Origin of the sequence: Sinorhizobium sp. 6-70 (genome assembly GCF_030124375.1) — a bacterium.
Lineage (GTDB): Bacteria > Pseudomonadota > Alphaproteobacteria > Rhizobiales > Rhizobiaceae > Sinorhizobium.
In genome coordinates this window covers 117,315-143,912 of sequence record NZ_JASKLS010000013.1, presented here as the reverse complement: position 1 = coordinate 143,912, position 26,598 = coordinate 117,315, and the positions used below count along the sequence as shown (strand labels likewise).

The window sequence follows — 26,598 nt, the reverse complement described above, 5'->3', positions numbered from 1 at the left end:
TGCCGTGCGAGACGAGGGAACACACCTCTTTTCGAACGCCGCCCCTGGATGCCGGCCGGCTGCCGGGAATGCCGGCCCGTTTGTTCATTGCCATCCGGCCAGCAGGTAGCGCAGGGGCAGCGTCGAGAAAGCCGCCGTCAATCGGATGGCACCAGTCGAAAGGCTCTTCGCAATTTCTGCCATAGAGCTCCAATAGAGTATGCTTGCACTCCGCCAGCGGCGCAGCATCTATCATTCCTTGTACCTGTCGTTGGCAACCTCTTGCCCGGCCAATGCGTTTTGCGCGCAAGGCGATCCGAACCGAAGCGAGAATATCGGAAGGGTCGCGTCGCGCCTCATGGCGGCGTTGGCGCAGTCGTTTGGAAAGAGTTCACGCATGGCGGACAACAACGCTGCTCCGGGTGGAGGCGCGGAAAACCAAGGGCCAGGGTCATCCGGGCCCGGCATCGAAGCGGCAGGAAGCTCCGATGGCGCTGCATTTGCGCGTACGGGGAGAGCGCTTGCAGAAATCGGCCGGGCGTTGCTGAGGCTCGGACAGGCAGTGCGTCACGATGCGGCCGGCGCGACCTCCCAGCTCGCTGAAAAGCTTGATGGCAACAAGCTCCGGCGGCGACCGCGAGAGACGGAGGTCTCTGACGCGAGGCAGAACGCTGCCGGCTTGGATGGAAGCATTTGGACAGGCCTTCGGCGCCGGCGTTCGAGCAACATGCCTGCTCGCCCAGCGAATGCACGCAGGAAGCGCGCAATCTTCGCGCGGGGCGCGGCAATTGCGAGCGCCGTATTGCTTGCCGTGCTGATCGCCGTTCTCTCGTGGGCATTGAGGGACGTGCCGTGGGACGAGATTGCCGATGGTTCATTGAAGCCGGTGGTGGTGCTTGAAACGGCTGCTGGCAAGCCGCTGGTGACCCAAGGGCCGCTTCAGGGCCCCTATGCGGCCCGAGGAGATTTCCCGCCGCATCTCATCGATGCCGTGCTTACGAGAGAGGATCGGCGTTTCTATGCGCACTTCGGTATCGATCTAAGGGGCATCCTGCGTGCGCTTTACACGAATGTCGGTGCAGGCGAAGTCGTGCAGGGCGGCAGCACGATCACGCAGCAACTGGTCAAGATCCTCTATCTGGAGCGAGACCGCACCTGGAAGCGGAAGATCCAGGAAGCCGTCATCGCCTTCTGGCTGGAGCGCAAGCTTGGCAAGGACGAGATCCTCACGCGATACCTGAACAACATCTATCTTGGTGCCAGCGCAACGGGCGTCCCGGCGGCTGCCCGCATCTACTTCGACAAGGACGTGCGCGAACTCAATGTGAGTGAATCAGCGATGCTTGCCGGCATCATCCGCGCGCCCTCGCAGCTCAATCCCATAAGCAATCCGGATGGCGCGCGCCGGCAGGCGGAGCTCGTGCTTGATGCCATGATCAAGAGCGGCAAGGTAACCGCAGAGCAGGCCAAGGCAGCGACCGCCGAACTTCGTCCGGTAAAGCCGGCAATACGGTCAGGCAGTTGGTTTGCCGACTGGGTGATGCAGGAGGCGCGCGAGCTTGCAGGCCCTTACCGGGGCACGATCAAGGTCAGAACGACGATCGTGCCGCGGCTGCAGGCGACCGCCGAAAAGGTGGTTACCGAAGCCCTCGAGCAGGCAGGCAAAGAGGCGGGAGTGCAACAGGCCGCCTTGGTGGCGATGACGCCGGAGGGCGCCGTGGTCGCCATGGTCGGCGGGCGCGATTACTCGAAGAGCACCTTTAACCGCGCAGTTTCAGCGATGCGCCAGCCGGGCTCCGCCTTCAAGCTCTTCGTCTACTATGCCGCCTTGAAGGCCGGCCTCACGCCTTTCGACTGGGTTGAAGATGCGCCGATTGAGGTCGACGGCTGGTCGCCGGAAAACTACGATGGCGGCTATCGCGGGCAAGTGAGTATAGCGGAGGCATTCGCGCGATCGCTGAACGCCGCGACGGTGGCCCTGGCGATGGAAGTTGGGATCGACAAGGTTGTCGCCGCCGCTCGCGAATTGGGGATCGATGCCAAACTTGCTGAAACGCCGAGCCTGGCCCTCGGCTCATCGGAGGTGAACCTGCTTGATCTTACTGGCGCCTACGCTTCGGTCCGGGCGGGCGCGGCACCGGTCGAGCCGTGGGGCATCGTATCCTTCCGAGCCGATGGCGAGCCCCGCGCGTTCCGCTTGGGCGCTCCCAAGCACCCCACCACCGATCTTCGCCAGTACCAGCCGGATCTGGTCGGTTTGTTGCGGCTGGTCGTCGAACGAGGGACGGGCCAGGAGGCCAATCTCGGGATGTTTGCGGCGGGCAAGACGGGCACCAGCCAGAACCATCGTGATGCCTGGTTCATCGGTTTCAACGAACGGCTGGTCGTCGGCGTCTGGGTCGGTAATGACGACGAGACGCCCATGAACGAAGTAACAGGCGGCAAGCTGCCGGCGCGAATCTGGCGGAGCTTCATGAGCGCAGCATCGGCCGCGGGCGACGAAAGTGCGCCCAGCGAGTCCGATCAGACGATCAGTTCCGCAGATGACGGCGGGGCGCCTGCGTCCTGCAATGTTCACGCCTGCGCACGCGCCTATCGCTCGTTCCGGCCGTATGACTGCACGTTCCAGCCCTACACGGGGCCGCGTCGGCTTTGCGAAAAATGATCCGCTCCGCGACCTTGGGAACCGTCTGCCGGAAATGAGGTGAGGTCGCGAATTCCGCGGCCAAGCGACGCCTTGCCGTCGTTTTCGCCGGGATTAGGACTTGCGCCTGGCGATGGCTTGCATGTCTTCCAGTTTGAGCTCATCGATCGCCGATAACGCCTCCTCGGCGGACCAGCCGGCGCGTATGGCCGCAGCCACGAGCTTGGCTTCGGCTTCCTGTTCGAGGTGCAGATATAGCAACTCCAATGCCTCGCGCGCGGTCACAATGTGCTCGGCGGGGGTGGCAATGGAGTGAGGCTGTTGTGGCATCGCACTTCCTCCCTTGCTCGCTTGTTATCCCTGTTATTGTCCCTATTAATGCGATTAATGCAATGCATGCGCGGCTGGCAGTTCCTCGTCGGCCGCGGAATTGCCGCCCGGTCAAAATGGAATAGGGCGCTCAACCCATCGAGGGGAGCGCCCTATTCGACCCGGAGAGGTTTTCGGCCAGACCAGTCGTCGGCTCGAAAACGCCTCGATACGGGCAGTGTGCGATAGATGGGTCTTGACCCGCAGGTTTCAAGACCCGATCGACCAAATTGCTTCTCAAAACCCGCAGCCCCGCACGCCTTCTTGAAAGTCGAGACGGTCCGCTGATTGCCTCTTCCCGGGAACTCGGCCGTGGGGATCCGGTCCAAATCAAACTCACCGGGGTTTCGGCCGTCAAGTGCGTCAAGAAAGTCGCGGAGGAGGATTAGAGGCTTGATCGTTGCTTGCGCGCCAGCGATCGTCAAAACCAGGCGTATGTTATGTAATTATTGGGAGGATTCGCGTCGCTTCACGGGAAACTCAGAATATAGGTCGCGCGATTTTTCAAAGTATAGTTTTCACGTTTTATTTTATTCTTTAACATTCCGCAAATATGCGGAACCAATGCACATGCCCAACGTTTTATCCTCCACAGAAGAAGGAGGATTGATTATGAGTACGAAAATTCTTCTGGTTCCCGCCCTTGCAGTCGGGCTTATGGCAGCGCCTGCGATGGCAAATGACAATAATGACGGCGCCGTGACCGGTGCGGCAGGCGGCGCTGTTACCGGTGCGATTGTCGGAGGCCCGGTAGGCGCTGCTGTCGGCGGCGCGGTTGGTCTCATCGCCGGTGCCGCCATCTCGCCTCCGCCGCAGCAGGTGGTTACCTACGTGCAGCAGCAGCCGATGGCGGATACGGTCGTTGTTCGTGAGCGTATCGCAGTCGGTCGGCCGCTTCCGCGGACCGTTGCCCTGACGCCGATACCGGAGAATCCGACCTATGCGTACGCGGTCGTGAACAATCAGCGCGTCATCGTTGATCCCAGGACCTATACCGTAGTGCAGGTCATTCGGTAAGCCACCGGTGCTCCCCGCGCCTTCAGCAGCGGGGAGCACTTTCATTTCCGTCTTCCCCCTCCCCTTCGGCCGTACGCTTTCGCCATAGCTAGGCAAGGCAGCGCGACTCTCCGGCCACGGCGGCAAGACCCATGACCGGAGCCGTTTTAGCCGTCAATTTGGATGCGGAAACGGCTCATGAAGTCGCCTTCCCACCACATCGGGAAATTGGTGCCCCATTTGTTGTTATGGAGGTTGAACGCGAGCCCGCTCTCGTAGGCCGGCGGCCTGTCGGGGAACAGCATGAAGGGCTGCCCGAGCGGTCCCGCGAGCGGCGAGTCGAGCGGTTCGATCCTTATGTGCCCGCCGTCGGCTAAGGTCGCTCGCGCGGCGAAGATCGCCTGCAACGCTCCGCCACCCCGCCGGACAGTCCGCGCCGCCTCCTGCCAGAGTCCGGTCTTGCAAAATTCCCAACCGCGGACACCCTTCGGCGCAACTTCGAGAAAACCCGCTTCCGGCATCCGGTTGGCGGGCTTGCCGCGCAGCACCACCGCGAGTTCGACGCCGTCACCCGTCGGCCGCACGATATAATCCACCTGGGCGGGGGCGCCCAGATACTCCTGCGCTGCGCCGGAAAACCGGCAGCCGATCACAAGCTGGCTGCCATCTCTTGCAACTCCGATCAATTGCGGCCTGAAGGAAGCGGATAGCGCCGTCTGCGCTTGGTGGAGCCCCGGCTTGCCATGATCGAGGATCGCCCATTCCGGTCGGTCGGTGAGGTAGCTGTCCATGAACAGGGCCAGATCGTCGGCGTCGTAGCTCTCATAACGGTAGCCGACCAGCCGCTCGTCTCCTTCGAGCCGCCGGTTGCCTGCGGCGAGCGCCAGGATGTCGCCGGTCCCGGGATCGAGTTCCAACTCCATGTCGCCCAAGACGACCTTGCCCGTCGGCGCCAGCGGCTGGCCGTCGATCGCAGCCGGCACCTCCGTTTCCCGAATGGCAGCCTCCGCTCGTCTGCGGTCGTCAGCAGAAAGCGCCTCGACCGCTTGGCCGAGATAGGCCCGCTGCTCGCCCCAGGAAGCTTCCGTGTAGCGGAAGCGGTAGTCGTCTTTCCTGATCGCCTCGAAGGCCGGCCGGTCCCAGGCCGTTTCGTCGCGCAGGAACGTCTTGACGTCGACGCCGCAGGTGTGCTCGGCCACCAGCGTCAGCTTGCGCCCGAAGTCATGCCGCGCCGGCGACAGCCCCTCCGCCTCGAAGATGTCGTGGAGCCGCTGCAAGGCCCGGAACCGTGCGATCTTTACCGGGTCGGAGGCAGCGCCGTGGATCCAGCTGTCGCCGAGTTCCATGTCCACCACCGGGAACCGCTCCCGGTGTTCCCACAGGAACGCGCCATAACCCTCAAGGGTGCCCGCTCGAATTTCGGCGTCCGGGTGCCGGTGGCCCATTTCGCGCAGGACTTCCACCACCTGATGGATCTGCTGCGGGCCGATATTGTCGTTGGTATGGGCAAAGCTCAGGCCCTCGGAAAGCCCCTCGGGCAGGTGGGTGGCGCCGTAGCTTTGCTGGTACATGACGACGATCTCCTCGCCGCCGGGAGCGCGCCATCGGAAGATTTCCGGAACGTCCGGAGGAGGACAGGCGGTGTTGACGCCGATGTGCAGGAATTTCAGCCCTGCCCCCGCCATCAAAGGCACGATTCCGCCCGTATGGCCGGGCACGTCGGTCATCTTGGCAGCGATCGTCTGCCGCCCGAACCGACGGTCGAGTTCGGCCGCATAGGAGAGCCCGGCCCGGAAGAGCGCGGGGCTCATCAGTTCCGAATGGGTGGTGAAGGGCAGGCCGTGCCAGCGGATCACCCCCTTCTCGATCGCCCGCTCGAGACGCGCCACCTCCTCGGCCGACCGCGTGTTGAGGTGGTCCCAGATAAGCCAGGCGCCCGTCGTCCAGATGAACTTCGGGTTTTGCGGGTCCTCTGCATGAAAATGCTCGCCCGTCGCGATCGCCTGCGGGATGAACCGCTCGTGATAAAGCCGCCGCACATTTTCCGCGTGGTCTGTGAAGCCGATATCGAGGTGGGTCTTGAAGATCAGGTGGATGCGTCGAGCGGTCATGCAATGCCTTTCGCGTAGATCACTTCACTGGGAAGCATTGAAGTGATCTAACTGCTTGAATTTACGCAATTCCGGACGGAAAACCGTTGCACACTTTCCTGGAATTGCTCTAGCCCACCGTGCCGCGCACCACGAGCCGCGTGCGCACGGTCTCGGAAAGGGCTGGCGCGGCCGGATCCTTCAGGCGACGCAGGATCAATCGGACGAGCGCGCGCGTGCGCGCCTCGAGATCCACCTTCACGGTCGTCAGGTTGTAGCTGCGCCAGTGCGACTGGGAGATGTCGTCGAAGCCGACCACCTTCACGTCCTCCGGCACGCGCCGCTTCAACTCGTAGCGCAGCGCGTCGAGCGCGCCGAAGGCGCTCTCGTCATTGGCGGCGAAGATGGCGTCGGCCCCTTCGCCGACCCGGAAGAGATCGAGCGTGCCGGCATGGCCCGCGTCGTAGCTGAAATCACCGGGAATGATGATCGGCGGGTTCAAGCCCCGGCGCGCCATCAGCACTTCCAGCGTCCTGCGGCGGGCCTGTTCGGCAAGGGAATCGCGTTTGCCGGAAAGATAGGCGATGCGTCGGCAGCCATAGCCGGCAAGGAGCGCCACCGCCTGCTCCATGCCTTCCCACTGATCGACATCGATCCGGTCGTAGAGCGCCTCCGGCCCACCCGTGCGCACTCCATCCGCCGGTTCCTCGTCCATAAGGTAGTTAATGTAGATCGGCACGGCCCGGTCGAGGAAGCGGGCAAGGATGTGCGGACGCACGTTCTCGGTGAAGGCGATCACCGAGTCCGGATTGAAGCCGCGCATGTAGGCGAGCAGCGTCTCGTCCATGCTGAAATCCGTGCGCGTCTTGAAGAGCAGCGTGGCGAAGCCTTCCGCCTGGAGGGCTGTGGTGAGCGCATCGATCTCCTGGCTTTCCCAGGGACTGCAGACATCGGGCACGATCATGCCAACAAGATGCGTGCGCCGGGTCACGAGCGCGCGCGCCGCACGATCGGGGACATAGCCCAGTTCCTCGGCGATCTTCAGGATGCTTGCCCGCTTTTCCGGCTTCAGCGGCGCGTCCGGATTGAAGGCGCGCGAAACGGCGGCCCGGGAGACCTTGGCCGCCTCGGCTACCGTCTCCGCCGTGATGCGCTGCGGCGTCTCGTTAAGTTTGTTGGTCAAGCGATCGACCTGACTTCCCCGAAAAACTGAAATCGTGTTCACTATCATCCTTCCGCGCGAGAACCAGACGGTCAAGCCCCGTCTCGGCGATTCCGCGAAAATTTCCTTGTTTCTCAGCGATTTTAACGATCCGCTCTAGGGGATGAGCGCTAGCAAGTGAATTCGCCTCCCCGTCGGGTTGACGGAAAACTGAAAACGTGTTCACTTTTCAACACGGGGGACGACGGCACTGGCCGGGCGGCCGCTCGTGGGCCGCGGGAGCCGGCCTGACCAATCGCGAAGGGAGGAAAATCGCGATGCGCATTCACCTGCATGCATTCTGGCTGAGTCTTGCAGCGGCGACGACGTTCGCCTCGCCGACAATCTCCGCCGATCTTTCGATCACCTGCCGCTGCGTCGAGGGTGGCGTGAACTCCGAACTCGCCGCTTGGGTCAAGAAAAGCGTCATTCCCGGCTTTACCAAGATGAAGGGTGACGCGGTCAAGGTCACCCTGACCGAATTTGCCGGTTCCGACGAGCAGTTGACCCAGCAGCTCGCCCTCGACTTCTCCACCGGCGCCGGGCCGGACGTCGCCGGCTTCGACGGCTTCCTGATCCCCAGTTTCGTCGAGGGCGGGCTTTTGAAGCCGCTTGACGAGCTGGCAGGCGATGCCGTGAGAAAATGGGACGGCTGGAGCCATATTACCGAGGGATCCAAGGCGCTGATGTCCTATCAGGGCAAACCCTACGGCCTTTCGCTCGGCACCGATGTGCGCGTGATCTTCGTGCGCGCCGATCTCCTGAAGGAGGCCGGCATCGACCCCGCAAGCTGGCAGCCCAAGTCGTGGGCGGACCTTCTCGATACCGCCCGCAAGCTCAAGGCGAAGAACCCCGACTCCTTCCCGCTGCAGATCAACGCCGGCGTGCCGATGGGCGAGGCGACGACCATGCAGGGGTACTGGATGGCGCTGCTCGGCACGGGCGAAGAGGTCACCGACGACAAGGGCCGCTATATCGTCTCCAGCCAGGGCATTCTCGACACGCTCAACCTCTACAAGACCGTTTATGTGGACGAGAAGCTCGGCGACCAGCGGGCCCAACTGCTGGGCGACGGGCGCAACCGCACCTTTGCGAACTTCCGCGATGGCAAGACCGCGATGCTTCTCGAAAGCGACTGGTTCTATCGCTCGGTCACCGCACCCGACTCCGAATTTGCCGTCGAAAATCGCGATGAGGTGATGACCTGGGCGAAGATGCCCGCCAAGGAGCCCGGTAAGGGCATCCGCGGCCAGGACTTCGTAACGATCTCGGGCGGCACGGGTTTCGTCCTCAATCCCAATACCGATGAAAAGGAACTGGCCTGGGAACTGCTCGCCTTCATGAACAGCAAGGAACAGCTCGCCGAGTTCCAGAAATACGAACCGCGCATCCGCATTCGCGACGACGTGGAGATCGCGGACGCCCCCTTCCTTGCGGAAACGTCGCAGGCGCTGCTGCCGCTTACCACGGCGCGGCCGAACGATGCCAAATACAACGCCGTTTCGGCCGAGGTCCAGCGCATGACCGAGGCGGTCGTCTCGGGCGAGTTGTCGCCGGAAGACGCCATGAGCCGCTATCGCGATGCCGTGATCCGGATCGTGGGCGAGGAAAAGACCGTGAGCCTGCTCTAGATCACGAGCGGGATGCGGGCGGAAAACCGCATACACTTTTCCTCATTGCGCTCTAACGGGTTGCGGTCGCCGCCGCGTCCCGCTCGGCAGATGTGACAACCCTCCGCGCATATGGGGCCGGCAGGAGACGCCCCATATGCGCGGAAGCAGGAGGTCGGATGAAATCCTTTTCCCTTCTATCGCGCGGCACCGGGGCTGCCTTCCTCGCCCCGGCGGGACTCCTGATCGGTGCCTTCGTCATCGCGCCGTTCTTCTGGGTCATCTTTGTTTCCTTCACCAACCGCTCGCTGCTGGGCCGCACGGCTGTGGATCCGGATTTCGTGGGGCTGGCGAACTATTTCTCGCTCTTCGACGCGGCGACCTTCTTCACGCGCGGTGAATTCGGCTCCTCGCTGATCCTTACTATCCAGTTCGTCCTCCTGTCGGCGGTGGTGGGTCAGGCGGCACTCGGCATGCTGCTGGCGTGGATGCTGCGGTCGGTGCCCAGATCGCTGAAGCACCTGACCGAAACGGTGGCGATCGGCGCGTGGATCCTTCCCGAGGTGGTGATCGCCTTCGCATGGTTCGCCTTTCTCGACTACGAGAACGGCACGCTCAACATGATCATGGAAGCGCTGCGCTTCCCGCGGGGCGATTGGCTCCTGTCCTTTCCCTTCTGGGCGATCGTCGTCTTCAACACCTGGCGCGGCACGGCCTTCTCCATGATGTTGTTCAACTCGGCCTTCTCTTCCATTCCGCCGAGCTATTTCCAGGCGGCGGACGTCGCCGGGGCTTCGAGCTGGCAGAAATTCCGCGATATCGGCTTTCCGCTCATCCGCGGCCATGTGGTGACCGATCTGATCCTCATCACCATGTGGAGCTTCAATGTCTTCACGCCGTTCCTGCTGACGAGCGGCGGGCCGTCCTATCGCACCGAGATCCTGCCGATCTACACCTACCGCATCGCCTTCCGCGACTTCGATTTCGGCAAGGGCGCGGCGGTCGGCGTGGTCGTGATGTTGATCAATCTCATCTTCGCCCTCTTCTATCTCTGGGTAATGCGCCGTCGCGCCAAGGGAGTGGCTGCATGAGAAGCTACCTCGGCCTCTACTTCACCCGCATCGGCTTTTCGGTGGCGACGGCCCTGATCGGCGTCTTCTTCGCGCTGCCGCTCGTCTGGTTCATCTTCGCGCCGTTCAACCCGCGCGCCGAGCTGGGGCTTTCCATTCCGGAGCCGTTCTCGCTTGCCAATTTCGAGGCCGTCTTCCAGAACGGCTTCGCGATGCGGGGCCTCTGGAACTCCCTCGTCCAGAGCGTCGGCGGCGTCATCCTCGTCGGTGCGGGCGCCACGCTTGCCTCCTATGCGCTGTCGCGCTCGCCCATCCCCGGCAAGAGCGTCATCACCTACATCCTGCTGCTGTTCTCCTCCGTCGTGTCGGGATCGGCCGCGATGGTACCGATCTTCCTCATCATCAACGGCATCGGCCTCATCGACACGCAGATCGCGGTGATCCTCGTTTTCGCCGGCGGGCTCTTGCCGACCGCCATGTTCATCCTGCGCGATTTCATCGACAGCATCCCGAAGAGCTACGAGGAGAGTGCGATGGTCGCTGGAGCGTCGCCTGTCCAAGCCTTCTTCGACGTGGCGCTGCCGGTCATCCGCCCGGGCATCGTGGTTGTCGTCGTGTGGGCATTCGTGAGCATCTGGGGAAGCTTCCTCATCCCCTTCATCCTGCTGCGCTCCAGCGAAAAGATGCCCGCCTCCGTGGCGATCTATTCCTTCTATTCAGAGGCGGGAACCCCGATCGTCACGCTGCTCGCCGCCTATTCCCTGCTCTACTCGCTTCCCGTCGTCATTCTCTACCTGTTCGTGAGCTGGAAGTTCGGTTTCCGGTTCTTCGGCGGTATCAAGGCTTAAGGTTCCATGGCTTCCATACGCTTCAAAGGCATCACCAAGAAATTCGGCGAGTTCGTCGCCGTGTCGGATCTCGACCTCGAAATGAATGACGGTGAATTTGTCTGCCTGCTCGGCCCCTCCGGCTGCGGCAAGACGACGACCCTGCGCATGATCGCCGGCCTGGAGACGCCAACCTCCGGCCAACTGCTGATCGGTGACCGCGACGTCACTTTCCTGCATCCCAAGGACCGCAAGATCTCCATGGTGTTCCAGGATTATGCGCTCTATCCGCACATGAACCTCGCCGACAATATCGCCTACCCGCTGAAGGTGCGCGGCGAAGCGGAAGCCAAGCGCCATGCACGCGCCCGCGAAGTGGCGGATGTGCTGAAGATCGGGCACCTCATGGAGCGCATGCCCTCGCAGATTTCCGGCGGCCAGCAGCAGCGTACCTCGCTTGCGCGCGCGTTGGTCTATCCGTCCGAGGTCTATCTCTTCGACGAGCCGCTCTCCAATCTCGACGCGAAGCTCAGGCTGGAGGCGCGCGGCTTCCTGAACCATCTGCAACGCGACATGGGCATGACCGCGGTCTATGTCACCCACGACCAGGCCGAAGCCATGGCGCTTGCCACCCGGGTCGCGGTGATGGACGCCGGCAAGGTTGTGCAATATGCGCCGCCGATGGAAGTCTACCGCCGGCCCGCCACCACCTTCGTCGCCAATTTCGTCGGCAGCCCGCCGATGAACCTGCTGCCCGTCGAGGCGACGATCGCCGACGGCGCGCTCCAATTGAAAGCGGACAGGGTTTCCGTCGCGCCACTCCCGGTCTCCCGCTCGGCCGCCGCGGCGTTGAAAAACAATGGCAAACTTACCCTCGGCGTTCGCCCGGAACATCTGTCGATCGCGCGCGGCGGAGAAGCGAACACCGTCTCCGGCCAGCTCTTCGCCAACGAAAACATGGGGCCGGAGAAGCTGGTTACGCTTGAGCGGGACGATGCTGCGCGCTTTACCGCCCGCATCTTCACCGACGACGTGATCGCGCTCGACGCGACCGTGACGCTCGGCTTTTCCTCCGAACACATCCACCTCTTCGATCCGGCCGGAGCCCGGCTTCCGATGGATGGGGAACCGGTCTGACATGCTCACGTACAACCTGCATCTGACACCGGCCGACAAGGCGCGCTCGCCCTATTTCTACGTGCCTTTCGACGTGCCCGCGGGCACGACGCGCCTCGACGTGACGATGCGTTACGAGGGGGCGAGCGACTGCATCATCGATCTCGGCTGCGCCGATCCGCGGCTTGGCGATTTCCCGAGCGAACAGGGCTTTCGCGGCTGGAGCGGCGGCGCGCGCGACCGCTTCTTCGTGGCGACCGACGACGCCACGCCGGGCTATGTCCATGGCGCCATGCCGGCCGGCACCTGGCGCGTGATACTGGGGCTCTACCGGGTTCCCGAGCACGGCGTCGATGTCGAGTTGGCCTTCGCATTCGACGACGCGCCGCGCCTGCACGTGCCGCCGCCACAACGCCCGCGCCCCGTTCGCAAGGGTGCCGGCTGGTACAGGGGCGACCTCCACTGCCACACGTTCCACTCCGATGCGAAGGGCAGCCCGGAACTCCTACATGCCGCGGCGAAACAGGCAGGCCTCGATTTTCTCGCCGTGGCCGACCACAACACCACGACCCAGCGGCGCTATTTCCATGCCCATTCATCGCCGGAGCTCGTCTTCGTACGCGCCATGGAAGTGACCACCGCCGAGGGCCACGCCAACGTCTTCGGCGTCGACGACTGGATCGACTTCCGTATGACCAGGCGAGAGGACGCGCATAAGCTGTCGCAGATCGTGCGCGAAAAGGGCGGATTGCTCTCGATAAACCACGACAAGCCGACTATCCCCTGGGATTACGAGTTGCCACGGATCGACTGCATGGAGGTCTGGCAGCAGGCCTGGTTTGCCCGCAACCGGATATCGCTGCGGCGCTACCAGGAGCGGCTCGCTTCGGGCTGGAAACTGTCCGCCATCGGCGGCAGCGACTATCATCAGCCGGCCCGCTTGCTGCCGGAAGGGCCGTTGGTGCTCGCCCGTCCAACCACGGTTTTGTGGCTGCCCGAACTCTCGGAGGATGCCGTGCTCGCAGCGATGAAGAAGGGGCTCGGCTATGTTACCGAAAGCCCTCGCGGCCCGCATCTCGCGCTGACCGTCGACGGCGCGCCGATGGGATCGACAGTTATCGGCGGGCGCGCCGAGGCGCATGTGATCGGCGCGGCCGGCGACCTCCTGGCCTGGTACGACGCCAGCGGCGAGATCGCGCGCATGCCGATCGACGGGGTCGACCAGAAGCTCAGCCTCGAAGCCGCCCCACAAAAATTCCTGCGTTGTGAAATCCTGGCGCATGCCAGCCACGTCGCACTTGTCGAGGAGTTTCGAGCGGCGGTGGGCGATGCCCGCCTTCCCTGGGGCCTGACTGAGGCGGAGCTCGAGGCCGAGCCGCTGCGCCGCGCAATTTCCAACCCCGTCTATTTCGCGCCATAGGAGAGCCCGAATGCTCCTGTCCAACGCCCCGTGTTCCTGGGGTATCTTCTACCCCGACAATCCGCGTGTAAGCGCCGGGCAATATCTCGACGAGGTCGCGGCAGCCGGCTACCGGGGTACCGAACTCGGCCCCTACGGCTTTCTGCCCACCGATCCGGCGGCTTTGCAGGACGCGCTGGCCGGCCGGGGCCTCGAACTCGTCGGCACGGTACACGTGCACACCTTCTCGGATCCACTGAGCGGCCCGCAGCTGCTTGCGGATGCGGAGAAGATCGGCAAGCTGCTTCATGCCCTTGGCGCCCGCTACCTCACGCTCATGGACGAGGGCAACGCCTATCCGCCGCATGCGGTCGGCCGGCTGGACGACGCGCAGTGGCGGGCGATGACAGCCATGCTGCACGATGCCCAGGCGCTGCTCAGGGAAAAGTTCGATATCGCCCTCGCCTTCCATCCGCACGTGGCAACGGCGGTGGAGTTCGAAGAGCAGATCGACCGCCTGCTGCAGGATACGGAAATCGAGCTGTGCTTCGATACCGGTCATCACGCCTTCTGGAATCAGGACCCGCTCGCCTACATGGGCAAGGTCTGGGATCGCATCGGCTCAATGCACCTGAAGAATGTCGACGCCAGCGTACGCGGGCGCATGCTCGCCGGAGACCTGACCGTGCGTGAAGCCTTCGAGGCGGGCGCCATGTGCCCACTCCCGGACGGCGTGGTCGATATCGCCGCGGTGGTGCGGATGCTCAAGGAGCGCCGCTTCGCCGGCCCCGTGGTTGTCGAACAGGACTATTTCGAGGTCATGAGCGAGAGCCCCGTCCAGCTTGCAAAGCGCAACGCCGAATTCCTGAAACCTCTTATCTAGGAGCAGTCGCCGATGCAGATTTCTGTCGGCCTGATCGGTCTGGGCGAGGTCGCCCAGCTCATGCATCTTCCCCTTCTCGCGGATCACCCCGGCTTCCGGATCGCCGGCGTCTGCGACGTCTCGCCGATGCTGGTCGAGGCGATGGGCGCCCGCTACGACGCTCGTCTTCGCACCACCCGTGTCGAGGAAATGCTCGCGGCACCGGAGATCGATGCGGTGTTCATCCTCGCACCGGACTACCTGCATTCGGAGCTTCTCTCCAAGGCGATCGAAGCGGACAAGCACGTCTTCATCGAAAAACCCGTCTGCCTCACGCGTCGCGAACTTCTGCCGCTCATCGACCGCAACAGAAACAACCCGAAGACCGTCTTCGTCGGCTACATGCGCCGTTACGCCCGGCCGTTTCTGGAACTCAAAAAGCGCATGCCTCCGACCGAGGAGATCCGTCATGTCCGCATCCGCGACCTGATCCGTGAATCGCGCTTCTTCGTCGACCAGACGCGCCATATCGTTCGTGCCACGGACGTGTCCGCTGCCGTCATCACGGAAGGTCGCACGCGGACGCAGGCCCTTCTGCGCGACGTGATGGGCGCGGATCGCCCTGATCATGCAGTGCGCGCCTATCAGGTGTTGACCGGATTGTCCTCGCACAGCTTTTCCGCCATGCGCGAGCTCCTCGGCCAGCCGAAATGCGTGGCGGCGGCGCGGCAATCGGGCGGGGAATCGCTTGTGGTGCTCTTCGACTACGGTCACTTCACCGCGGTCTACGAGGCGGTGATCCACGACGTCGCCCGCTTCGATTCAGGCATCGAGGTGCTGACCCAGAACCGCCAATACAAGATCAGCTACGACACGCCCTATATCCGCAACCTGCCGACCCGGCTCGAAATCACCAGTTCCACCGACACCGAAACCGGCACCGAGATCATCGGACCGTTTTACGAGGATGCCTTCCGGGTGGAGCTCGGCGCCTTCCACGACTGCGTGACGCAAGGGACACGCCCAAAAACCGACCTCGAGGATTCACTCGCCGACCTTGACCTCTTCGCCGAGGTCGGGCGGCATTTCTGAGACCGTCCCGCTCCCCGGCGCTGACCAGTTCGATGTCCGACCACAATGCCTCTGCGGCCGCCTTGGGTTGCCGCCGGCAACTGGCCTTTTCGCGGGAGGGGTGGCTCGGCCGGCGAGCCTACAGCGCCGCGCGTCTTATAAGACGCGCAAAGAACGCTGTAGCACTTTGAATTGCTGCATGTTTTTGTCCCTTAATAGGGCTAGGATTTAAGGAAACATGCACTAGCTGCCATTCAAAGCGGATCGCGGCCATTCGATCCTGAAAAAAGCGAGGCATTCGCTGTGAGCAGCGCCGAAAGCCGGTCTGCGACCGTGCGCACGGCTTGGCGACCCCGTTCGTCGCCATGCAGTACGATCCACAGATCATGGCCGAGTTCATCGATCACCGGCCCCGCCCGGACGAAACCTGGATCGCTATCGCCGATGAAACACGGCATGACGCCGATGCCCGCTCCCGCCTTCACCAGATCGAACATCATCCGCGGTGAATTTACCCAGTTCGTGATGTGCCGGCCCGGCCGTTCGAACGCCCACCGCTTCCAGGGCTGGTTGGCGACGTCGGTACCGAGCGAGACCCAGTTGCAATGGCGCCGGTGGTCGAAGCCTTGGGCGCAGTAAGGCGCGTAGGCGACGGCAACGGAACGCCGGACCGCGACATTGCCCAACTGCGGCCGCTCCGCGGTGAGCCCGATATCAACGTCGCGGTGTGTCAGGTCGATCGCCGCCTCGGTCGTCTTGAAGCAAACGCGAAAGGCATCGTGCGGCGTCCAAAGGTGCCGAAGGCTTGTTGCCGTGAAGCACGACAGCGTGTTGTCCGAGAGAAGCCGTACGATCGGCATCGAGTGCACCGTCTCATGCCAATCGGCGATGTCCTGCGCTGCCAGGTGCATCGCCCTCACGTGGTCCAGCAATATCTGCCCGTCCGGTGCGAGCTCGTATCCCGTCCGCGCCCTGACGAACAGCGCTCGTCCCGTGGCACGTTCCAGCGCCAGCATCCGTCGCCCGATGGTCGGCGCGCTGATGCCGGTCTTCTCGGCAGCACCCGCAAGCCCGCCTTGTTCGGCGACGTGCAGAAAGAGACGAAGATCTTCCCAGTTTTCGACTTTCATGCCAGCTCGACTTTCATCCATGAAAGATGGCTTTCGTTTCTGCCTCTACCGTTGCACTGCCTCACGGACCACCTTCGGGCAACGCTACTGCACGTTTCCTTAAATCGTAGCCCACCTAAGGAAACATGCAGCAAATTCAAAGTGCTACGGCGTCCTTGGCGCGTCTGGCAAGACGCGCGGCGCTGTAGCAGCCCGGAGCAACGAGATGCTACTTCAATGGACGATCCTATATAGGGAACTGGTAGGCCAACAGCGCAAAAAGAGAAGCGACGCCTTTGCCGATCCACTGGACGGTGCCGAATGGGAGGGGTTCGGCTGGCTGGTGAAATGGATCGAGACCTCGGCGGCGCGTCGTTCGCAAGCCGATCACAAGGGCCTGCTCGGCGCGGCGAGCCGCGCGAGACACCCTCAGCCCTGCGGTCATCCGGCCAACCGGTCGATCAGCAATTGCAGCCCCTGAAATGAAAGCAGGACGTCATTCCCGGGACGATTCGCGTAACCGCTCCCGGGCGGCGTCGTGCGCTTCAAGCATGGCATCGCCGGTCTTTTCCAGGACCTCCTGCCCTGTCTCGATCGCGTCGCCGACTGCCGCATTCGTCCGCGCCGCCAGATTACTGCGCACGTCGTCAGCGGCCTCACCCATGGCCTCGTCCTCGGTGTCGGTATGGGGCAGCGCGGCCCCTATCGCCGCACCGACCGCGAAGGCGAGTGCGCCGCCGACCAGCGGCTGGTCGCGGAAATGCTTGAGGATAGCCGCATTGAGATGTGCGCCCTCCTCCTGCAGCGATCGGCCGGTATCTTGCGCACGGCCGGCGAGGGACTTGCCGGTGTCCGCAAGGGAGCCCGACAGGCGACCGGCAGTGGCACTCATCTGCCGCCATTTGCTGGATGCCCAACCGGAAGCCTCGTCAAACAAGGCACCGGCCTCGTTGCGTATGTCTTCGATCTGCTTCCCCGTTGCGTCGGCGAAGCCGCGATAAACATTGCCGTTCGGGTCGACGAAGTGGCCCGCCCGACGATCGGCCGTGTCCGTCAAGGCCCTGAAGCGACTGCCGCTTTCATCCGTGAAGTGGCTGTAGCGCTCGCCGAAGCTCGCCTCCACAGGTCCGACGCGCCTTATGGAGCCCGTCACGGTCGCGAGCGGATAGTCGTCCGCGCCGTCGTCGTCATCCTTTAATCCGGGCGCGCGAGACCCCGGATTGGCGAGCAGCCAGGCGAGGCTTACGCCCATCAAGGCGACGGGGATCGGATTTGCCTTGAGCGCGACACCGAGATTGCTGAGGTATTCGGCTCCGCCGCTCGTCTTGGCATATTCGAGCATTTCATCCATCAGCTGCCCCGGGGACATGCGTTCCTGGATGGCGTGGAGCTTTTCTTCAATCCGTTGGCGATCAGCCTCGATCTCTCGCTGCAGCTCTGCAGACGAATGTGTGTGGAGGGATTCGTTCATCGCACTTGCTCCTTAAACACGTCCACGTCGCGCTGCAGGGAGGCTGTCGTCCTGTCGAGTTTGAGGCTGCTGCCTTTCATCGTCGACAGGCCGCGCGAAATCATTGCCCAGGAGAGCAACCCCACGACGACGCCGACGACGGCCGCGGACAATGCTTCGGCATTCGGTTCGGTGATGCCTCGCGTCGCGAAATACGCGGCCAGCCCCTGGACCACCGCGCTCAACAGCACGCCAATAGCGCCGATCGCGAAGATCAAGCCGACAAGAAGCGTCTCGAGGCCACCTGTCGCCCGGTTCAACGTCTCGGACGCCTCGGTCTTTGCCAGATCGATTTCCTTGCGGAAAAGCCCGGATATATCCGCCACCAAACCGGTCATCAGTTCCGATAGGGGGCGATCATCCCGATGGTTAGCCATTGTACTGTTCCTCCTCAAAATTCCACCCGCCTGCATTTGGCCGGCCACTTTCTGGCTCTGCTGCGGAGGACGGTTGGGAAACGGTTCGGCGAGGGCGCCGCTGGGCCGAGGCGGTCAGAAACCGGCTGGCGGCCAGGCCGGCAATCGCCGCGATCCCGAGAAAGGCGAGCGGCTGCTTTCGGCCGAAGTCTTCGGCCATGCCCGCAACTTCGCCGAGGTCGCGACCCTCGATGTCGCGTGCCAAGCCGTGAAGCGAGGTGCCGATTTGTTGCGCGTAGCGGCCAAGCGCCTGTTGATCCGACTGCTGAAGCTCGGAGCCGACTTTCTCAAGGGCCATTGCGACGCCGCTCAGTTGGCGTGCTGCGACGTTCTTCTCACGCTCGGCGGCGCGGCTTGCAGCTTCCCGGGCTTGTTCCGCCTGCTCATCGGCAAACTTCCGGACGTCGTTCAGATCTTCACGCACCGCCTGTTGCAGGTTGCGATCTGTCGCGCCCTCCTCAATTCCACTGGACTGCGCGCCATGGGCATCGTCGACACCTTGCGGGGTCGTTGCAGGCACCCGCAATGGATCGCCGGACGCCCGGCCACTTGGTTCATTGTTCATTTTGGCTCCTCCCATCCCGTATTCGGGATCGATCACATATTTGCAATCAAACGAGCCACTTGCAGCCTTGTTCCCTGGCGGTTCCAATTGCGAAGCAATTGCTTGTGTTGCTGCTGCCGTTGCCACGCGGCCGGGAAGGCAAGCGCATCGACCCGCGGTTTACATTCGCCGTCAGCGCCCTAGTTCTCGCATGTACCGATGCCGGCAGAGACCGGCATGTCGCGCCGCGGTCGGCCCTTTCGCCAAGCGACCGCAATCATCACTCCAACATCCATCGAGAGGCAGATATGACCGAAGTCAAAAACGGCGATGTCGTTCGCATTCACTACACTGCCAAGCTGGCAGACGGCACTGCAGTCGAATCCTCGCAGGGTCGGGAGCCGCTCGAAATCGAGGTGGGCGCAGGCCAGATCATTCCCGGCCTCGACCGCGAGATCAGCGGCATGACCATCGGCGAAACGAGCACGGTAGCCATTCCCGCCGAGCAAGCTTACGGCCCTCACGATGACGCCCAGGTGCAGACGGTGCCGCGTTCCGTGGTTCCCGACGGGGTCGAGATCGGGACCAGGCTCCAAGCAACCACCGCGGACGGCCGTCAGTTGGCGTTCACCGTTACCAGCGTTGAGGACGACCAGGTGACAGTGGACTCCAACCATCCGCTCGCCGGAGAGGATCTGGTTTTCGACGTCACCGTCGTGGAAGTCGTCAACACGTAGGTGCCGCTTTTGTCGAGGCCGGTCAGGTAAAACGAACGCGGGAGGAATACCGGGCATCGATGCCTCCCGCAGGCGGCCGGGGCATTCGTGCCGCGGCCCAAGGCTGGCGTGCGATATCCGTCAATCGACGGCTTTCCCGAGCGTGTCGGCCACGCAAGCGCCGCGTTGGCCCATTGGCAGCGGCTTTCCTGTCGTGGAGTCCACCGCCGTCTGGTGCTCGAGTTCGGCATTAATGAGTGCACCCACGATGAGGATGATCACCGAGATCCAGACCCACATCATGAGCCCGGCAAGGGCGCCGAGAGCGCCGTATGTGGCGTTGTAGTTGGCGAAGTGTTCCAGATAGAAAGAAAAGATCGCGGAGGCAGCGAGCCATAACAATGTGCTGAATACAGCGCCCCAGTTCAGCCATCTGAGTTTCGCGCGTTCCCGGCTCGGCCCAAAGCGATAGATGAGGACCGTGCCGATCGTCGCGAGCAGCAGAATAGCCGGCCATCTGGCCATCTTGGTCAAAACTTCCACCCAACGATCGAGCCACAAATAGGCAAGCACGGCCGGCACGACGCCGATCGCCACGATCAGGGCGACAGCGAACAGCAGCGCTGCAAAGGTAAACACAAGACACAGCAGGGTTCTCGACAGGATGCCCCTCTTTTCCCTTTCTCCATATGCGACATTCATCGCGTCGAAGAGCGCTGCCATGCCATTGGCGGCGCTCCACAGGGAAACCAGCAGGCTCACCAGGAAGCTGAGGCCGAGCGTGGACGTTTTCTGCGTCGTCAGCGTCTGCAACTGATCCGCGATCAGGTCGTAGGACCCGGGCGGCAGCAACGCTTCCAGCACGCCCATGTGGGTGCCGATTGCTGATGGATCCGCGACAAGCCCGTAGATCGAGACCAGGGCTGCCAGTGCAGGAAACAGCGCCAGCAGAAGATAGAAACTCACCCCGGCCGCGATCAGGACGATTCGCTCCTCGGAGATTTCGGATACCACGCGCCAGAAGACATCCCGCAGCCCCTTCGCAGGTATTTCCCGCGGCGCAGCAGCATCCCGCCCCCTCCCCGGCTCCGCGGCCGCCAGCCTTTCGGCAACATCGATTTCGTTCGTACCCATGGATTGTCCGCCGATGGATGAGAGGAGCTTCCTCTCGCCGCATGCATAAGCAACTCCGGAGAAAATCGCTTGTTCCGACACTTCGCCATCCTGCATGCATTTGCCCCAGCGCATCGCACGCTGCCTCGATCGCGCAGGATTCGAGATCCCAATAGGGCGCCCCGGACCTGCTCCTCGCAGCCCCGCTGAAACAAGTCCACCCGCACGCTCGTCCCTTCGCCCACTTCAACGGCCAGCATGTTCCATAGATGACTCCTTCCAGCGGTCTTGCTGTGCTATCTTTCCCACTTGCGCTTCCTCTCGGGGGGGGAAAGACAATGGAAGCCCTTGTAGCTTTGGCGCGAAACCGCATTTTCACCGTCTTGTGCGGGTGTCTGCTCTTGTCGTCTTCGGTGGCGGCTCAAGAGGCCGCCGATGTGGCGACCGGGGAGCGGCTCGCCGACTTGCTGAGGGCGGCCCGGAGCGTCCTTTCGAATTATCAGTCGCTCATCAATGATCCGGCCGTCGGCGACAAGCATCTCGATGGCGACCGTTTCACGGCAGAGGCGATTGCGCTCTATGCCAAGCGCACCGGCCATCCGCTGATCACCGACGATCTCGCCGAACGCGACCGCAAACTGCTGCAGGCGCAAGTCGAGGCCATGCGTGAGGTCGTCGACGAAGAGCAGGACGACATCAACCGTCCCGGCATCGGGTTCAAGGGTTTTGTGCCGGCCGTTTTTGCGCGCCTGATGAACGAGAAATTCGCCGCCAAGGTGGGAAACGAGGCACTGGTTCGCGTAACCGCGCCGGAAGTCCTGGTGCGTAACCGCAAGTCGCTTCCCGATGCCTGGGAGACCCAGGTCATCACTGAAATCCTCTCCGACCCGCAGAAGCCGAAGAGTGAGGCCCATACCGAAGTGACGAAGGTAAACGGCCGCCCTGCCTTCCGGATGCTGCTGCCGGAATACTACACGGAGTCCTGTCTTTCCTGTCACGGTTCGCCGAAGGGCGAGATCGACGTCACCGGCTACCCGAAGGAGGGCGGGAAAGCAGGTGACCTGGGCGGTGCCATCAGCATCGTCTTGTTCAAATGAGCGCGTTGGGGCAGCAGCGGTCGATCGAGGCTGCCCCGGCGCCGGCCAGGAGCCTCGCCAGCCGGCTTGCCAATCTGCCGATCTCGGCCCGCGTCGCGGCGCTGACCGCCGCCGGCCTGATCAGTTTGATCCTCTCATCGGTTTTTCTCACCCAGGCGCTCTACCGCAGCGCCGAGCAGATGGCCGAGACAAGGGAACTGTTCGATCGCGCCGATTCGGCGGCTGCGGCGCACGTCGCCTTCGGAGACCTCAGATACTGGCTGACCGACCTCTCGGTCAGCCTGCTGATGAACTCGCAACGCAACGCCGACGAGGCCCGTGAACGCCTGCAGGTTCAGTTGCAGCGTCTTGCGGAGCACTCGCCCGACGCGGTCGAGAAAATCCGCACGGAGGTCAACGCCTATGTCGAGACGGCGCTCCAGGCAACGGATAGCTATACTCAGGACAACCGCATCGTCGGCAACGCCTTCCTGGCAAAGGCGCGCACCCACAGCGGCAACGTCGACGCGGATCTCAACAGGCTCGTCGAGCAGGTAAGAGCCGATGCCGATGCCGCCCGCAACGAGGTCGTCGCGCAAACGCAGAAGACCGCAACGGCAGCCGCCGTCCTCGTCGGCGTCGTGGTTCTGGTCGGCTCGCTTCTTACTCTTCTTGTCCTGCGCTCGATCGTCGGTCCGCTCCGGCGCCTCAGTCGTGTTGTCGGCGAGCTGACGGAAGGACGCTATGACGTCGAGATACCCCAGGAGGGCGGCGACGATTTTGGAGCGATGGCGAAGACGCTTTCGCTTTTCCGAGAAGGCGCGATCGAAAAGGAGAAGCTCGAGGACGAGGCAGAACGGCAGAGGCGGACGATCTCCGCGGCGCTCGAGGTGATTTCCGACGGGTTCGTCCTCTACGATCCGGATGACCGAATCCTGGTCGCCAACAGCAAATATTGCGAAATCTTCCCGAGCCATAAGCCGTCAGCGCTTCGTGGCAAGAGCTTCCGCGAAATCGTGGAGCAGAACCTGGAAAGAGGGCAAGTAGACCTCGAAGGCAAATCGCCGGAGGAGTGGATCGCGGAGCGGCTGCGCCTCCACAGGGATCCCGCTGGCCTGGTCGACGAGAAGCGGTTCGGTGATAAATGGGTCCGCATCAGCAAGCGCAAGATCCCCGATGGCGGGACCGTCGCGGTCTATACCGACATCACCGAACTCAAGCAGAGGCAAGTCGAGCTCGAGCGGGCGAAGAGCCATGCGGAATCGGCAAACGAGGCCAAGAGCCGTTTTCTCGCCTCCATGAGCCACGAGCTGCGCACGCCGCTGAACGCAATCATCGGCTACAGCGAAATGCTGATCGAAGAGGCACGCGACCACGAGGACCGCGAGCTTGTCCCGGACCTCGAGAAAATTGCGTCTGCCGGCCGGCACCTTCTCTCGCTCATCAACGACATCCTTGACCTGTCGAAGATCGAGGCGAACAAGATGGAGGTTTTCCTCGAGACTTTCGACGTGGCCGAATTGCTCCGCGACGTCGCCGCCACCGTCGCACCGCTGATGGCGAGGAACCGGAACGATTTCATAGAAGACCTTGGGGCCGATCTTGGGCAGATGCACTCCGACCAGACCAAGCTGCGCCAGAATCTTTTCAACCTGCTCAGCAACGCGGCGAAATTCACCAATGGCGGCCGGGTCACGCTCTCGGTCCGGCGCGAGGGGCGCGCCGACGGCGACTGGCTGGTATTCAAGGTATCCGATACGGGGATCGGCATGACGCCGGAGCAGCGGGAACGGCTCTTCAACGCCTTCACGCAGGCCGATGCCTCCACCACCCGCAACTACGGCGGCACCGGGCTGGGCCTGAGTATCACCCGCAGCTTCAGTCACATGATCGGCGGTATCGTCACCGTCGAAAGCGAAGTCGGGAAAGGCTCTGTCTTCACGATGGAGGTGCCGGCGCAGTGCGGGCGAGAAGCCGAGGAGCCTCGAACGGCCGAGCCGGCGCCGACTTTGCAGCCGGGTCGCACCGCCCTCATCATTGACGACGAACCGGCTGCGAGAACCCTGATCGCAAAGGCGCTCGCCGAGGCGGGGCTCGCCTCGATCGAGGCGGCAAGCGGGGCGGAAGGAATAGCCGCCGCTCGAAAGCATAGGCCGGCCGCGATCATCCTCGACATCATCATGCCCCATCAGGACGGCTGGTCGGTGCTGCGCACGTTGAAGAGCGATCCGGAACTATGCACGATCCCTGTGATCCTGGCGACGATCCTGGCGGATCGCGAACTCGGCCTCTCGCTCGGCGCAGTCGAATATCTGACGAAGCCGATCGACACCGACAAGCTGATCCGGACGATCGAGGCGCACGGCGGCGGCAACCGCGACGTGCTGGTCATCGACGACGACCAGGCTTCACGCGACTTTCTCCGGCGCATTCTGGTGAAGAGGAACTGGACTGTCCACGAGGCAGGTGACGGTATTCGCGGCCTGGAAATGATGAAGCGGCTGCAGCCGCGCCTCGTCCTGCTCGATCTTCTGATGCCGGAGATGGACGGATTCCAAACGCTGAGCGAGATGCAGAGGACTCCGGAGCTGCAGAACATCCCGGTCGTGGTGGTCACGTCGAAGGACCTCTCTTCGAACGAATTGATATGGCTGCGCGATCGAGCGGTCGCGGTGGTAAACAAGGGCGCAAACAGCAGGTCCCAGTTGGTCAAGGCACTCGAGCGCCAGATAGCAAGGCAGGAAACAGTCGGTAACGCCGTTGCCGAGGGCTGAAGCCTGCAGCACCGCGCGTCATTTCCGACGCGCGGTGCTGCAGCACTTGGAATCGCTGCACGCTTTCATCGTTAGATCGGCTCCGATTCAAGCGAACATGCAGCAGGCCGGAGGAAACCGGAAATGACGAGAATCCTTCTGGTGGAAGACAATGAAATGAACCGCGACATGCTTTCGCGACGATTGTCTCGTCGCGGCTTCGACGTCCTGATCGCCGAAAACGGCAAGGCGGGCGTCGAGCTTGCCGCGTCGGAAAAGCCCGACCTCATTCTCATGGACATGAGCCTGCCCATAATGGACGGCTGGGAGGCGACCCGGCGGATCAAGGCCAATCCGGTGACGTCGGGAATACCAGTCATCGCGCTTACTGCGCATGCAATGGCGAGCGACCGCGACATGGCGCTCGAGGCTGGCTGCGACGACTATGACAGCAAGCCTGTCGACCTGCCGCAGCTGGTGCGGAAAATCGAGCAGTTGCTCGCGACATAGATTGAACGGCGTCCGCAAGATGAGTATCGGGAACGAATTCCAGCGCCAGGCGATCGCGGCGCATGTGGCCCAGAAGTTGGCCGGCCCCGCTCGGGCGATTTCGGGTTTTCAGGAGCTGCTCATCGAGCAGGCGCGGGATCTCGGCCTGCCCCACATGCAGCCCGACCTGGAGCGGATCGGCACTGCCGCCAGGCAACTGAACGGTCTGGTCGATCACCTGCTCGACGGCACGGCCTGCTCTGCGGAGATCCCGGAAGCCGAGGCGGAGGCAAGGCTCCGCCATGATCTGCGCACGCCGCTCAACGCCATCATCGGCTATTCGGAAATGCTCCTTGAAGACGCAAGGGATTCGCACGAGCACCCGCTGAAGGAGGACCTCGGCGTCATACTGGCGGCGGCGGCCGAGCTTTTGAAACAGGTCGATGCCATTGCGGGCCTTTCGCGCGGCGAAGCGATCGAGACGCTCCAGTCGGGCGAGAAGGCCGAAATCGACGCGGCCGGGCTTGAACGGCTCCTGTTCACGACCGAGCATGCCGCATGGCCGGACCAGGGTGGCAGAATTCTCGTCGTTGACGACGTCGCCAGCAATCGTGATCTCCTATCCCGCAGGCTGCGGCGCGAGGGTCATCGCGTCGTCACCGCCGAATCCGGACTGTCAGCGCTCGCACGATTGGCCGAGGACGAGTTCGATCTTATTCTGCTCGATATACTGATGCCCGACATGAACGGCATAGAAATGCTCTCGCGGCTGAAGTCGGAGGTCCGATGGCGGCACGTCCCGGTGATCATGATATCGGGCCTGAGCGAAGTCGCGGCGGTCGCCCGATGCATAGAGGCCGGAGCCGACGACTATCTGACGAAGCCGTTCAATCCGGTCTTGCTGCGCGCACGCATCAACTCGACGCTGGAGAAGAAGCGCTGGCTCGACCGCGAGCACCGCTATCTTCAGCAGATAGAAACAGAGAAGCGGCGAGCCGATACGCTCATTCATGCGATCCTGCCCGACCAGATCGTCACCCGATTGCAGGAGGGCGAAGGGATCATCGCAGACCGCTTCGAAGAGGTTTCCATTCTCTTTGCGGATATCGTGGGCTTCTCCGCCATCGCGACAAGGCTGCCACCGTCCGATCTCGTCAGCCGGTTGGACGGCATGTTCAGCCGCTTTGACGTCCTGACGGAACAGCACGGGGTGGAGAAGATCAAGACCATCGGCGACGCCTACATGGCCGCATGCGGGATCCCGGAACCCGCAGCGGATCACGCCGACAGGCTCGTGGCTCTCGCGAAGTCCATGCTCGAATCATTGAGGGACATGGCTCCCGAGCGCGACCGCTTTCGGGTCCGGATAGGAATCCATTCAGGACCGGTTGTCGCCGGGCTGATCGGCCGCCTCCGTTTTGTCTACGACGTCTGGGGAGAAACCGTGAACATCGCGAGCCGCCTCGAGTCCCAGGGAGTTGCCGACGGCATACAGATCTCCGAGGCGACCCGGCGCTCCCTTCGAGGCCAATGGACGCTCGAGCCGCGCTGCGCCTTGGATCTGCGAGGCATCGGCGCTGTCGAAACCTACCTCGTGCAATGAGGGGTTCCCGCCCGCGCCCTTGCGGGCGCGGGGCG

The 26,598-nt window shown here is 62.9% G+C and carries 23 protein-coding genes; 15 read left to right on the top strand and 8 right to left on the bottom strand.

The window, feature by feature from the left end; translation table 11 throughout:
- Window positions 1-376 precede the first annotated feature (376 nt).
- Window positions 377-2,644, top strand: coding sequence for a PBP1A family penicillin-binding protein (locus tag QN222_RS23110; protein WP_283962083.1), 2,268 nt, complete (start codon window positions 377-379; stop codon window positions 2,642-2,644).
- A gap of 93 nt (window positions 2,645-2,737) precedes the next feature.
- Here the strand turns inward: QN222_RS23110 and QN222_RS23105 are convergent, their stop codons facing one another.
- The gene (locus tag QN222_RS23105; protein WP_180943237.1) at window positions 2,738-2,953 is read right to left on the bottom strand and encodes a hypothetical protein; all 216 of its coding nucleotides are present in this window, start codon (window positions 2,951-2,953) and stop codon (window positions 2,738-2,740) included.
- A 651-nt stretch (window positions 2,954-3,604) separates the two neighbouring features.
- Here QN222_RS23105 and QN222_RS23100 point away from each other — a divergent pair.
- Window positions 3,605-4,009: a DUF1236 domain-containing protein gene (locus QN222_RS23100; RefSeq protein ID WP_283962082.1), complete on the top strand. Its 405-nt coding sequence runs from the start codon at window positions 3,605-3,607 to the stop codon at window positions 4,007-4,009.
- Between the two features lie 146 nt (window positions 4,010-4,155).
- On the opposite strand, the gene QN222_RS23095 is transcribed toward QN222_RS23100, so the two are convergent.
- Both QN222_RS23095 and QN222_RS23090 read right to left on the bottom strand, forming a co-directional pair.
- Window positions 4,156-6,099 (bottom strand): DUF5054 domain-containing protein, encoded by a 1,944-nt coding sequence (locus QN222_RS23095; RefSeq protein ID WP_283962081.1) that lies wholly within the window; start codon window positions 6,097-6,099, stop codon window positions 4,156-4,158.
- 109 nt (window positions 6,100-6,208) lie between these two features.
- Window positions 6,209-7,261 (bottom strand): LacI family DNA-binding transcriptional regulator, encoded by a 1,053-nt coding sequence (locus QN222_RS23090; protein WP_283962080.1) that lies wholly within the window; start codon window positions 7,259-7,261, stop codon window positions 6,209-6,211.
- A 296-nt stretch (window positions 7,262-7,557) separates the two neighbouring features.
- Here QN222_RS23090 and QN222_RS23085 point away from each other — a divergent pair, with 296 nt between their 5' ends.
- The 7 genes from QN222_RS23085 to QN222_RS23055 all read left to right on the top strand — a co-directional run bounded on the left by QN222_RS23085 (window position 7,558) and on the right by QN222_RS23055 (window position 15,255).
- Entirely contained in the window at window positions 7,558-8,910 is a 1,353-nt protein-coding gene (locus tag QN222_RS23085; RefSeq protein ID WP_283962079.1) for an extracellular solute-binding protein, read from the top strand.
- 158 nt (window positions 8,911-9,068) lie between these two features.
- Window positions 9,069-9,980 (top strand): sugar ABC transporter permease, encoded by a 912-nt coding sequence (locus QN222_RS23080; RefSeq protein WP_283962078.1) that lies wholly within the window; start codon window positions 9,069-9,071, stop codon window positions 9,978-9,980.
- Window positions 9,977-10,807, top strand: a complete 831-nt coding sequence (locus QN222_RS23075) for a carbohydrate ABC transporter permease (RefSeq protein WP_283962077.1) — start codon at window positions 9,977-9,979, stop codon at window positions 10,805-10,807. The genes QN222_RS23080 and QN222_RS23075 overlap by 4 nt, the downstream gene beginning before the upstream one ends.
- Window positions 10,808-10,813: 6 nt before the next feature.
- Entirely contained in the window at window positions 10,814-11,923 is a 1,110-nt protein-coding gene (locus tag QN222_RS23070) for an ABC transporter ATP-binding protein (RefSeq protein ID WP_283962076.1), read from the top strand.
- A gap of 1 nt (window position 11,924) precedes the next feature.
- Window positions 11,925-13,322 carry a CehA/McbA family metallohydrolase gene (locus QN222_RS23065; protein ID WP_283962075.1) on the top strand — a complete coding sequence of 466 codons (1,398 nt, stop codon included), beginning with the start codon at window positions 11,925-11,927 and terminating at the stop codon, window positions 13,320-13,322.
- Between the two features lie 10 nt (window positions 13,323-13,332).
- Complete coding sequence (locus QN222_RS23060; RefSeq protein ID WP_283962074.1) at window positions 13,333-14,184, top strand: sugar phosphate isomerase/epimerase; 852 nt, start codon at window positions 13,333-13,335, stop codon at window positions 14,182-14,184.
- Between the two features lie 12 nt (window positions 14,185-14,196).
- On the top strand, window positions 14,197-15,255 hold the full coding sequence (locus tag QN222_RS23055) for a Gfo/Idh/MocA family oxidoreductase (protein ID WP_283962073.1): 1,059 nt from the start codon (window positions 14,197-14,199) through the stop codon (window positions 15,253-15,255).
- Window positions 15,256-15,488: 233 nt separating this feature from the next.
- Here QN222_RS23055 and QN222_RS23050 read toward each other — a convergent pair whose 3' ends face one another.
- Window positions 15,489-16,364 carry a LysR family transcriptional regulator gene (locus tag QN222_RS23050; RefSeq protein ID WP_283962072.1) on the bottom strand — a complete coding sequence of 292 codons (876 nt, stop codon included), beginning with the start codon at window positions 16,362-16,364 and terminating at the stop codon, window positions 15,489-15,491.
- 205 nt (window positions 16,365-16,569) lie between these two features.
- On the opposite strand from QN222_RS23050, the gene QN222_RS23045 reads away from it, so the two are divergent.
- A complete protein-coding gene (locus tag QN222_RS23045; protein WP_283962071.1) occupies window positions 16,570-16,824 on the top strand; it encodes a hypothetical protein in 255 nt (84 codons plus the stop codon).
- Between the two features lie 15 nt (window positions 16,825-16,839).
- On the opposite strand, the gene QN222_RS23040 is transcribed toward QN222_RS23045, so the two are convergent.
- From QN222_RS23040 to QN222_RS23030, 3 genes are read right to left on the bottom strand one after another with little or no spacing between them, the layout of a single operon-like run.
- The gene (locus QN222_RS23040; protein WP_283962070.1) at window positions 16,840-17,814 is read right to left on the bottom strand and encodes a DUF3618 domain-containing protein; all 975 of its coding nucleotides are present in this window, start codon (window positions 17,812-17,814) and stop codon (window positions 16,840-16,842) included.
- Entirely contained in the window at window positions 17,811-18,230 is a 420-nt protein-coding gene (locus QN222_RS23035) for a phage holin family protein (protein ID WP_283962069.1), read from the bottom strand. Before QN222_RS23035 ends, QN222_RS23040 begins: the two co-directional genes overlap by 4 nt.
- Window positions 18,223-18,834 (bottom strand): nutrient deprivation-induced protein, encoded by a 612-nt coding sequence (locus QN222_RS23030; RefSeq protein ID WP_283962130.1) that lies wholly within the window; start codon window positions 18,832-18,834, stop codon window positions 18,223-18,225. Before QN222_RS23030 ends, QN222_RS23035 begins: the two co-directional genes overlap by 8 nt.
- Window positions 18,835-19,121: 287 nt before the next feature.
- Between QN222_RS23030 and QN222_RS23025 the strand changes: the two genes are divergently transcribed.
- The gene (locus QN222_RS23025; RefSeq protein ID WP_283962068.1) at window positions 19,122-19,550 is read left to right on the top strand and encodes a peptidylprolyl isomerase; all 429 of its coding nucleotides are present in this window, start codon (window positions 19,122-19,124) and stop codon (window positions 19,548-19,550) included.
- A gap of 120 nt (window positions 19,551-19,670) precedes the next feature.
- Here the strand turns inward: QN222_RS23025 and QN222_RS23020 are convergent, their stop codons facing one another.
- Window positions 19,671-20,663 (bottom strand): YihY/virulence factor BrkB family protein, encoded by a 993-nt coding sequence (locus QN222_RS23020; protein WP_283962067.1) that lies wholly within the window; start codon window positions 20,661-20,663, stop codon window positions 19,671-19,673.
- Between the two features lie 317 nt (window positions 20,664-20,980).
- Here QN222_RS23020 and QN222_RS23015 point away from each other — a divergent pair, with 317 nt between their 5' ends.
- The 4 genes from QN222_RS23015 (at window position 20,981) to QN222_RS23000 (ending at window position 26,563) form a co-directional block, all read left to right on the top strand.
- Window positions 20,981-21,739, top strand: coding sequence for a DUF3365 domain-containing protein (locus QN222_RS23015; protein ID WP_283962066.1), 759 nt, complete (start codon window positions 20,981-20,983; stop codon window positions 21,737-21,739).
- A complete protein-coding gene (locus QN222_RS23010; protein WP_284005606.1) occupies window positions 21,736-24,492 on the top strand; it encodes a response regulator in 2,757 nt (918 codons plus the stop codon). Before QN222_RS23015 ends, QN222_RS23010 begins: the two co-directional genes overlap by 4 nt.
- Window positions 24,493-24,615: 123 nt before the next feature.
- Window positions 24,616-24,981: a response regulator gene (locus tag QN222_RS23005; protein ID WP_283963461.1), complete on the top strand. Its 366-nt coding sequence runs from the start codon at window positions 24,616-24,618 to the stop codon at window positions 24,979-24,981.
- Between the two features lie 19 nt (window positions 24,982-25,000).
- Window positions 25,001-26,563, top strand: a complete 1,563-nt coding sequence (locus tag QN222_RS23000; RefSeq protein WP_283963460.1) for an adenylate/guanylate cyclase domain-containing protein — start codon at window positions 25,001-25,003, stop codon at window positions 26,561-26,563.
- Window positions 26,564-26,598: the final 35 nt, after the last annotated feature.

Bases quoted from the DNA above. Each gene is read 5' to 3' on its own strand.
- QN222_RS23110 (WP_283962083.1), top strand. From the start codon at position 377: ATGGCGGACAACAACGCTGCTCCGGGTGGAGGCGCGGAAAACCAAGGG.
- QN222_RS23105 (WP_180943237.1), bottom strand. From the start codon at position 2,953: ATGCCACAACAGCCTCACTCCATTGCCACCCCCGCCGAGCACATTGTG.
- QN222_RS23100 (WP_283962082.1), top strand. From the start codon at position 3,605: ATGAGTACGAAAATTCTTCTGGTTCCCGCCCTTGCAGTCGGGCTTATG.
- QN222_RS23095 (WP_283962081.1), bottom strand. From the start codon at position 6,099: ATGACCGCTCGACGCATCCACCTGATCTTCAAGACCCACCTCGATATC.
- QN222_RS23085 (WP_283962079.1), top strand. From the start codon at position 7,558: ATGCGCATTCACCTGCATGCATTCTGGCTGAGTCTTGCAGCGGCGACG.
- QN222_RS23080 (WP_283962078.1), top strand. From the start codon at position 9,069: ATGAAATCCTTTTCCCTTCTATCGCGCGGCACCGGGGCTGCCTTCCTC.
- QN222_RS23075 (WP_283962077.1), top strand. From the start codon at position 9,977: ATGAGAAGCTACCTCGGCCTCTACTTCACCCGCATCGGCTTTTCGGTG.
- QN222_RS23070 (WP_283962076.1), top strand. From the start codon at position 10,814: ATGGCTTCCATACGCTTCAAAGGCATCACCAAGAAATTCGGCGAGTTC.
- QN222_RS23065 (WP_283962075.1), top strand. From the start codon at position 11,925: ATGCTCACGTACAACCTGCATCTGACACCGGCCGACAAGGCGCGCTCG.
- QN222_RS23060 (WP_283962074.1), top strand. From the start codon at position 13,333: ATGCTCCTGTCCAACGCCCCGTGTTCCTGGGGTATCTTCTACCCCGAC.
- QN222_RS23055 (WP_283962073.1), top strand. From the start codon at position 14,197: ATGCAGATTTCTGTCGGCCTGATCGGTCTGGGCGAGGTCGCCCAGCTC.
- QN222_RS23050 (WP_283962072.1), bottom strand. From the start codon at position 16,364: ATGAAAGTCGAAAACTGGGAAGATCTTCGTCTCTTTCTGCACGTCGCC.
- QN222_RS23045 (WP_283962071.1), top strand. From the start codon at position 16,570: ATGCTACTTCAATGGACGATCCTATATAGGGAACTGGTAGGCCAACAG.
- QN222_RS23040 (WP_283962070.1), bottom strand. From the start codon at position 17,814: ATGAACGAATCCCTCCACACACATTCGTCTGCAGAGCTGCAGCGAGAG.
- QN222_RS23035 (WP_283962069.1), bottom strand. From the start codon at position 18,230: ATGGCTAACCATCGGGATGATCGCCCCCTATCGGAACTGATGACCGGT.
- QN222_RS23030 (WP_283962130.1), bottom strand. From the start codon at position 18,834: ATGAACAATGAACCAAGTGGCCGGGCGTCCGGCGATCCATTGCGGGTG.
- QN222_RS23025 (WP_283962068.1), top strand. From the start codon at position 19,122: ATGACCGAAGTCAAAAACGGCGATGTCGTTCGCATTCACTACACTGCC.
- QN222_RS23020 (WP_283962067.1), bottom strand. From the start codon at position 20,663: ATGGGTACGAACGAAATCGATGTTGCCGAAAGGCTGGCGGCCGCGGAG.
- QN222_RS23015 (WP_283962066.1), top strand. From the start codon at position 20,981: ATGGAAGCCCTTGTAGCTTTGGCGCGAAACCGCATTTTCACCGTCTTG.
- QN222_RS23010 (WP_284005606.1), top strand. From the start codon at position 21,736: ATGAGCGCGTTGGGGCAGCAGCGGTCGATCGAGGCTGCCCCGGCGCCG.
- QN222_RS23005 (WP_283963461.1), top strand. From the start codon at position 24,616: ATGACGAGAATCCTTCTGGTGGAAGACAATGAAATGAACCGCGACATG.
- QN222_RS23000 (WP_283963460.1), top strand. From the start codon at position 25,001: ATGAGTATCGGGAACGAATTCCAGCGCCAGGCGATCGCGGCGCATGTG.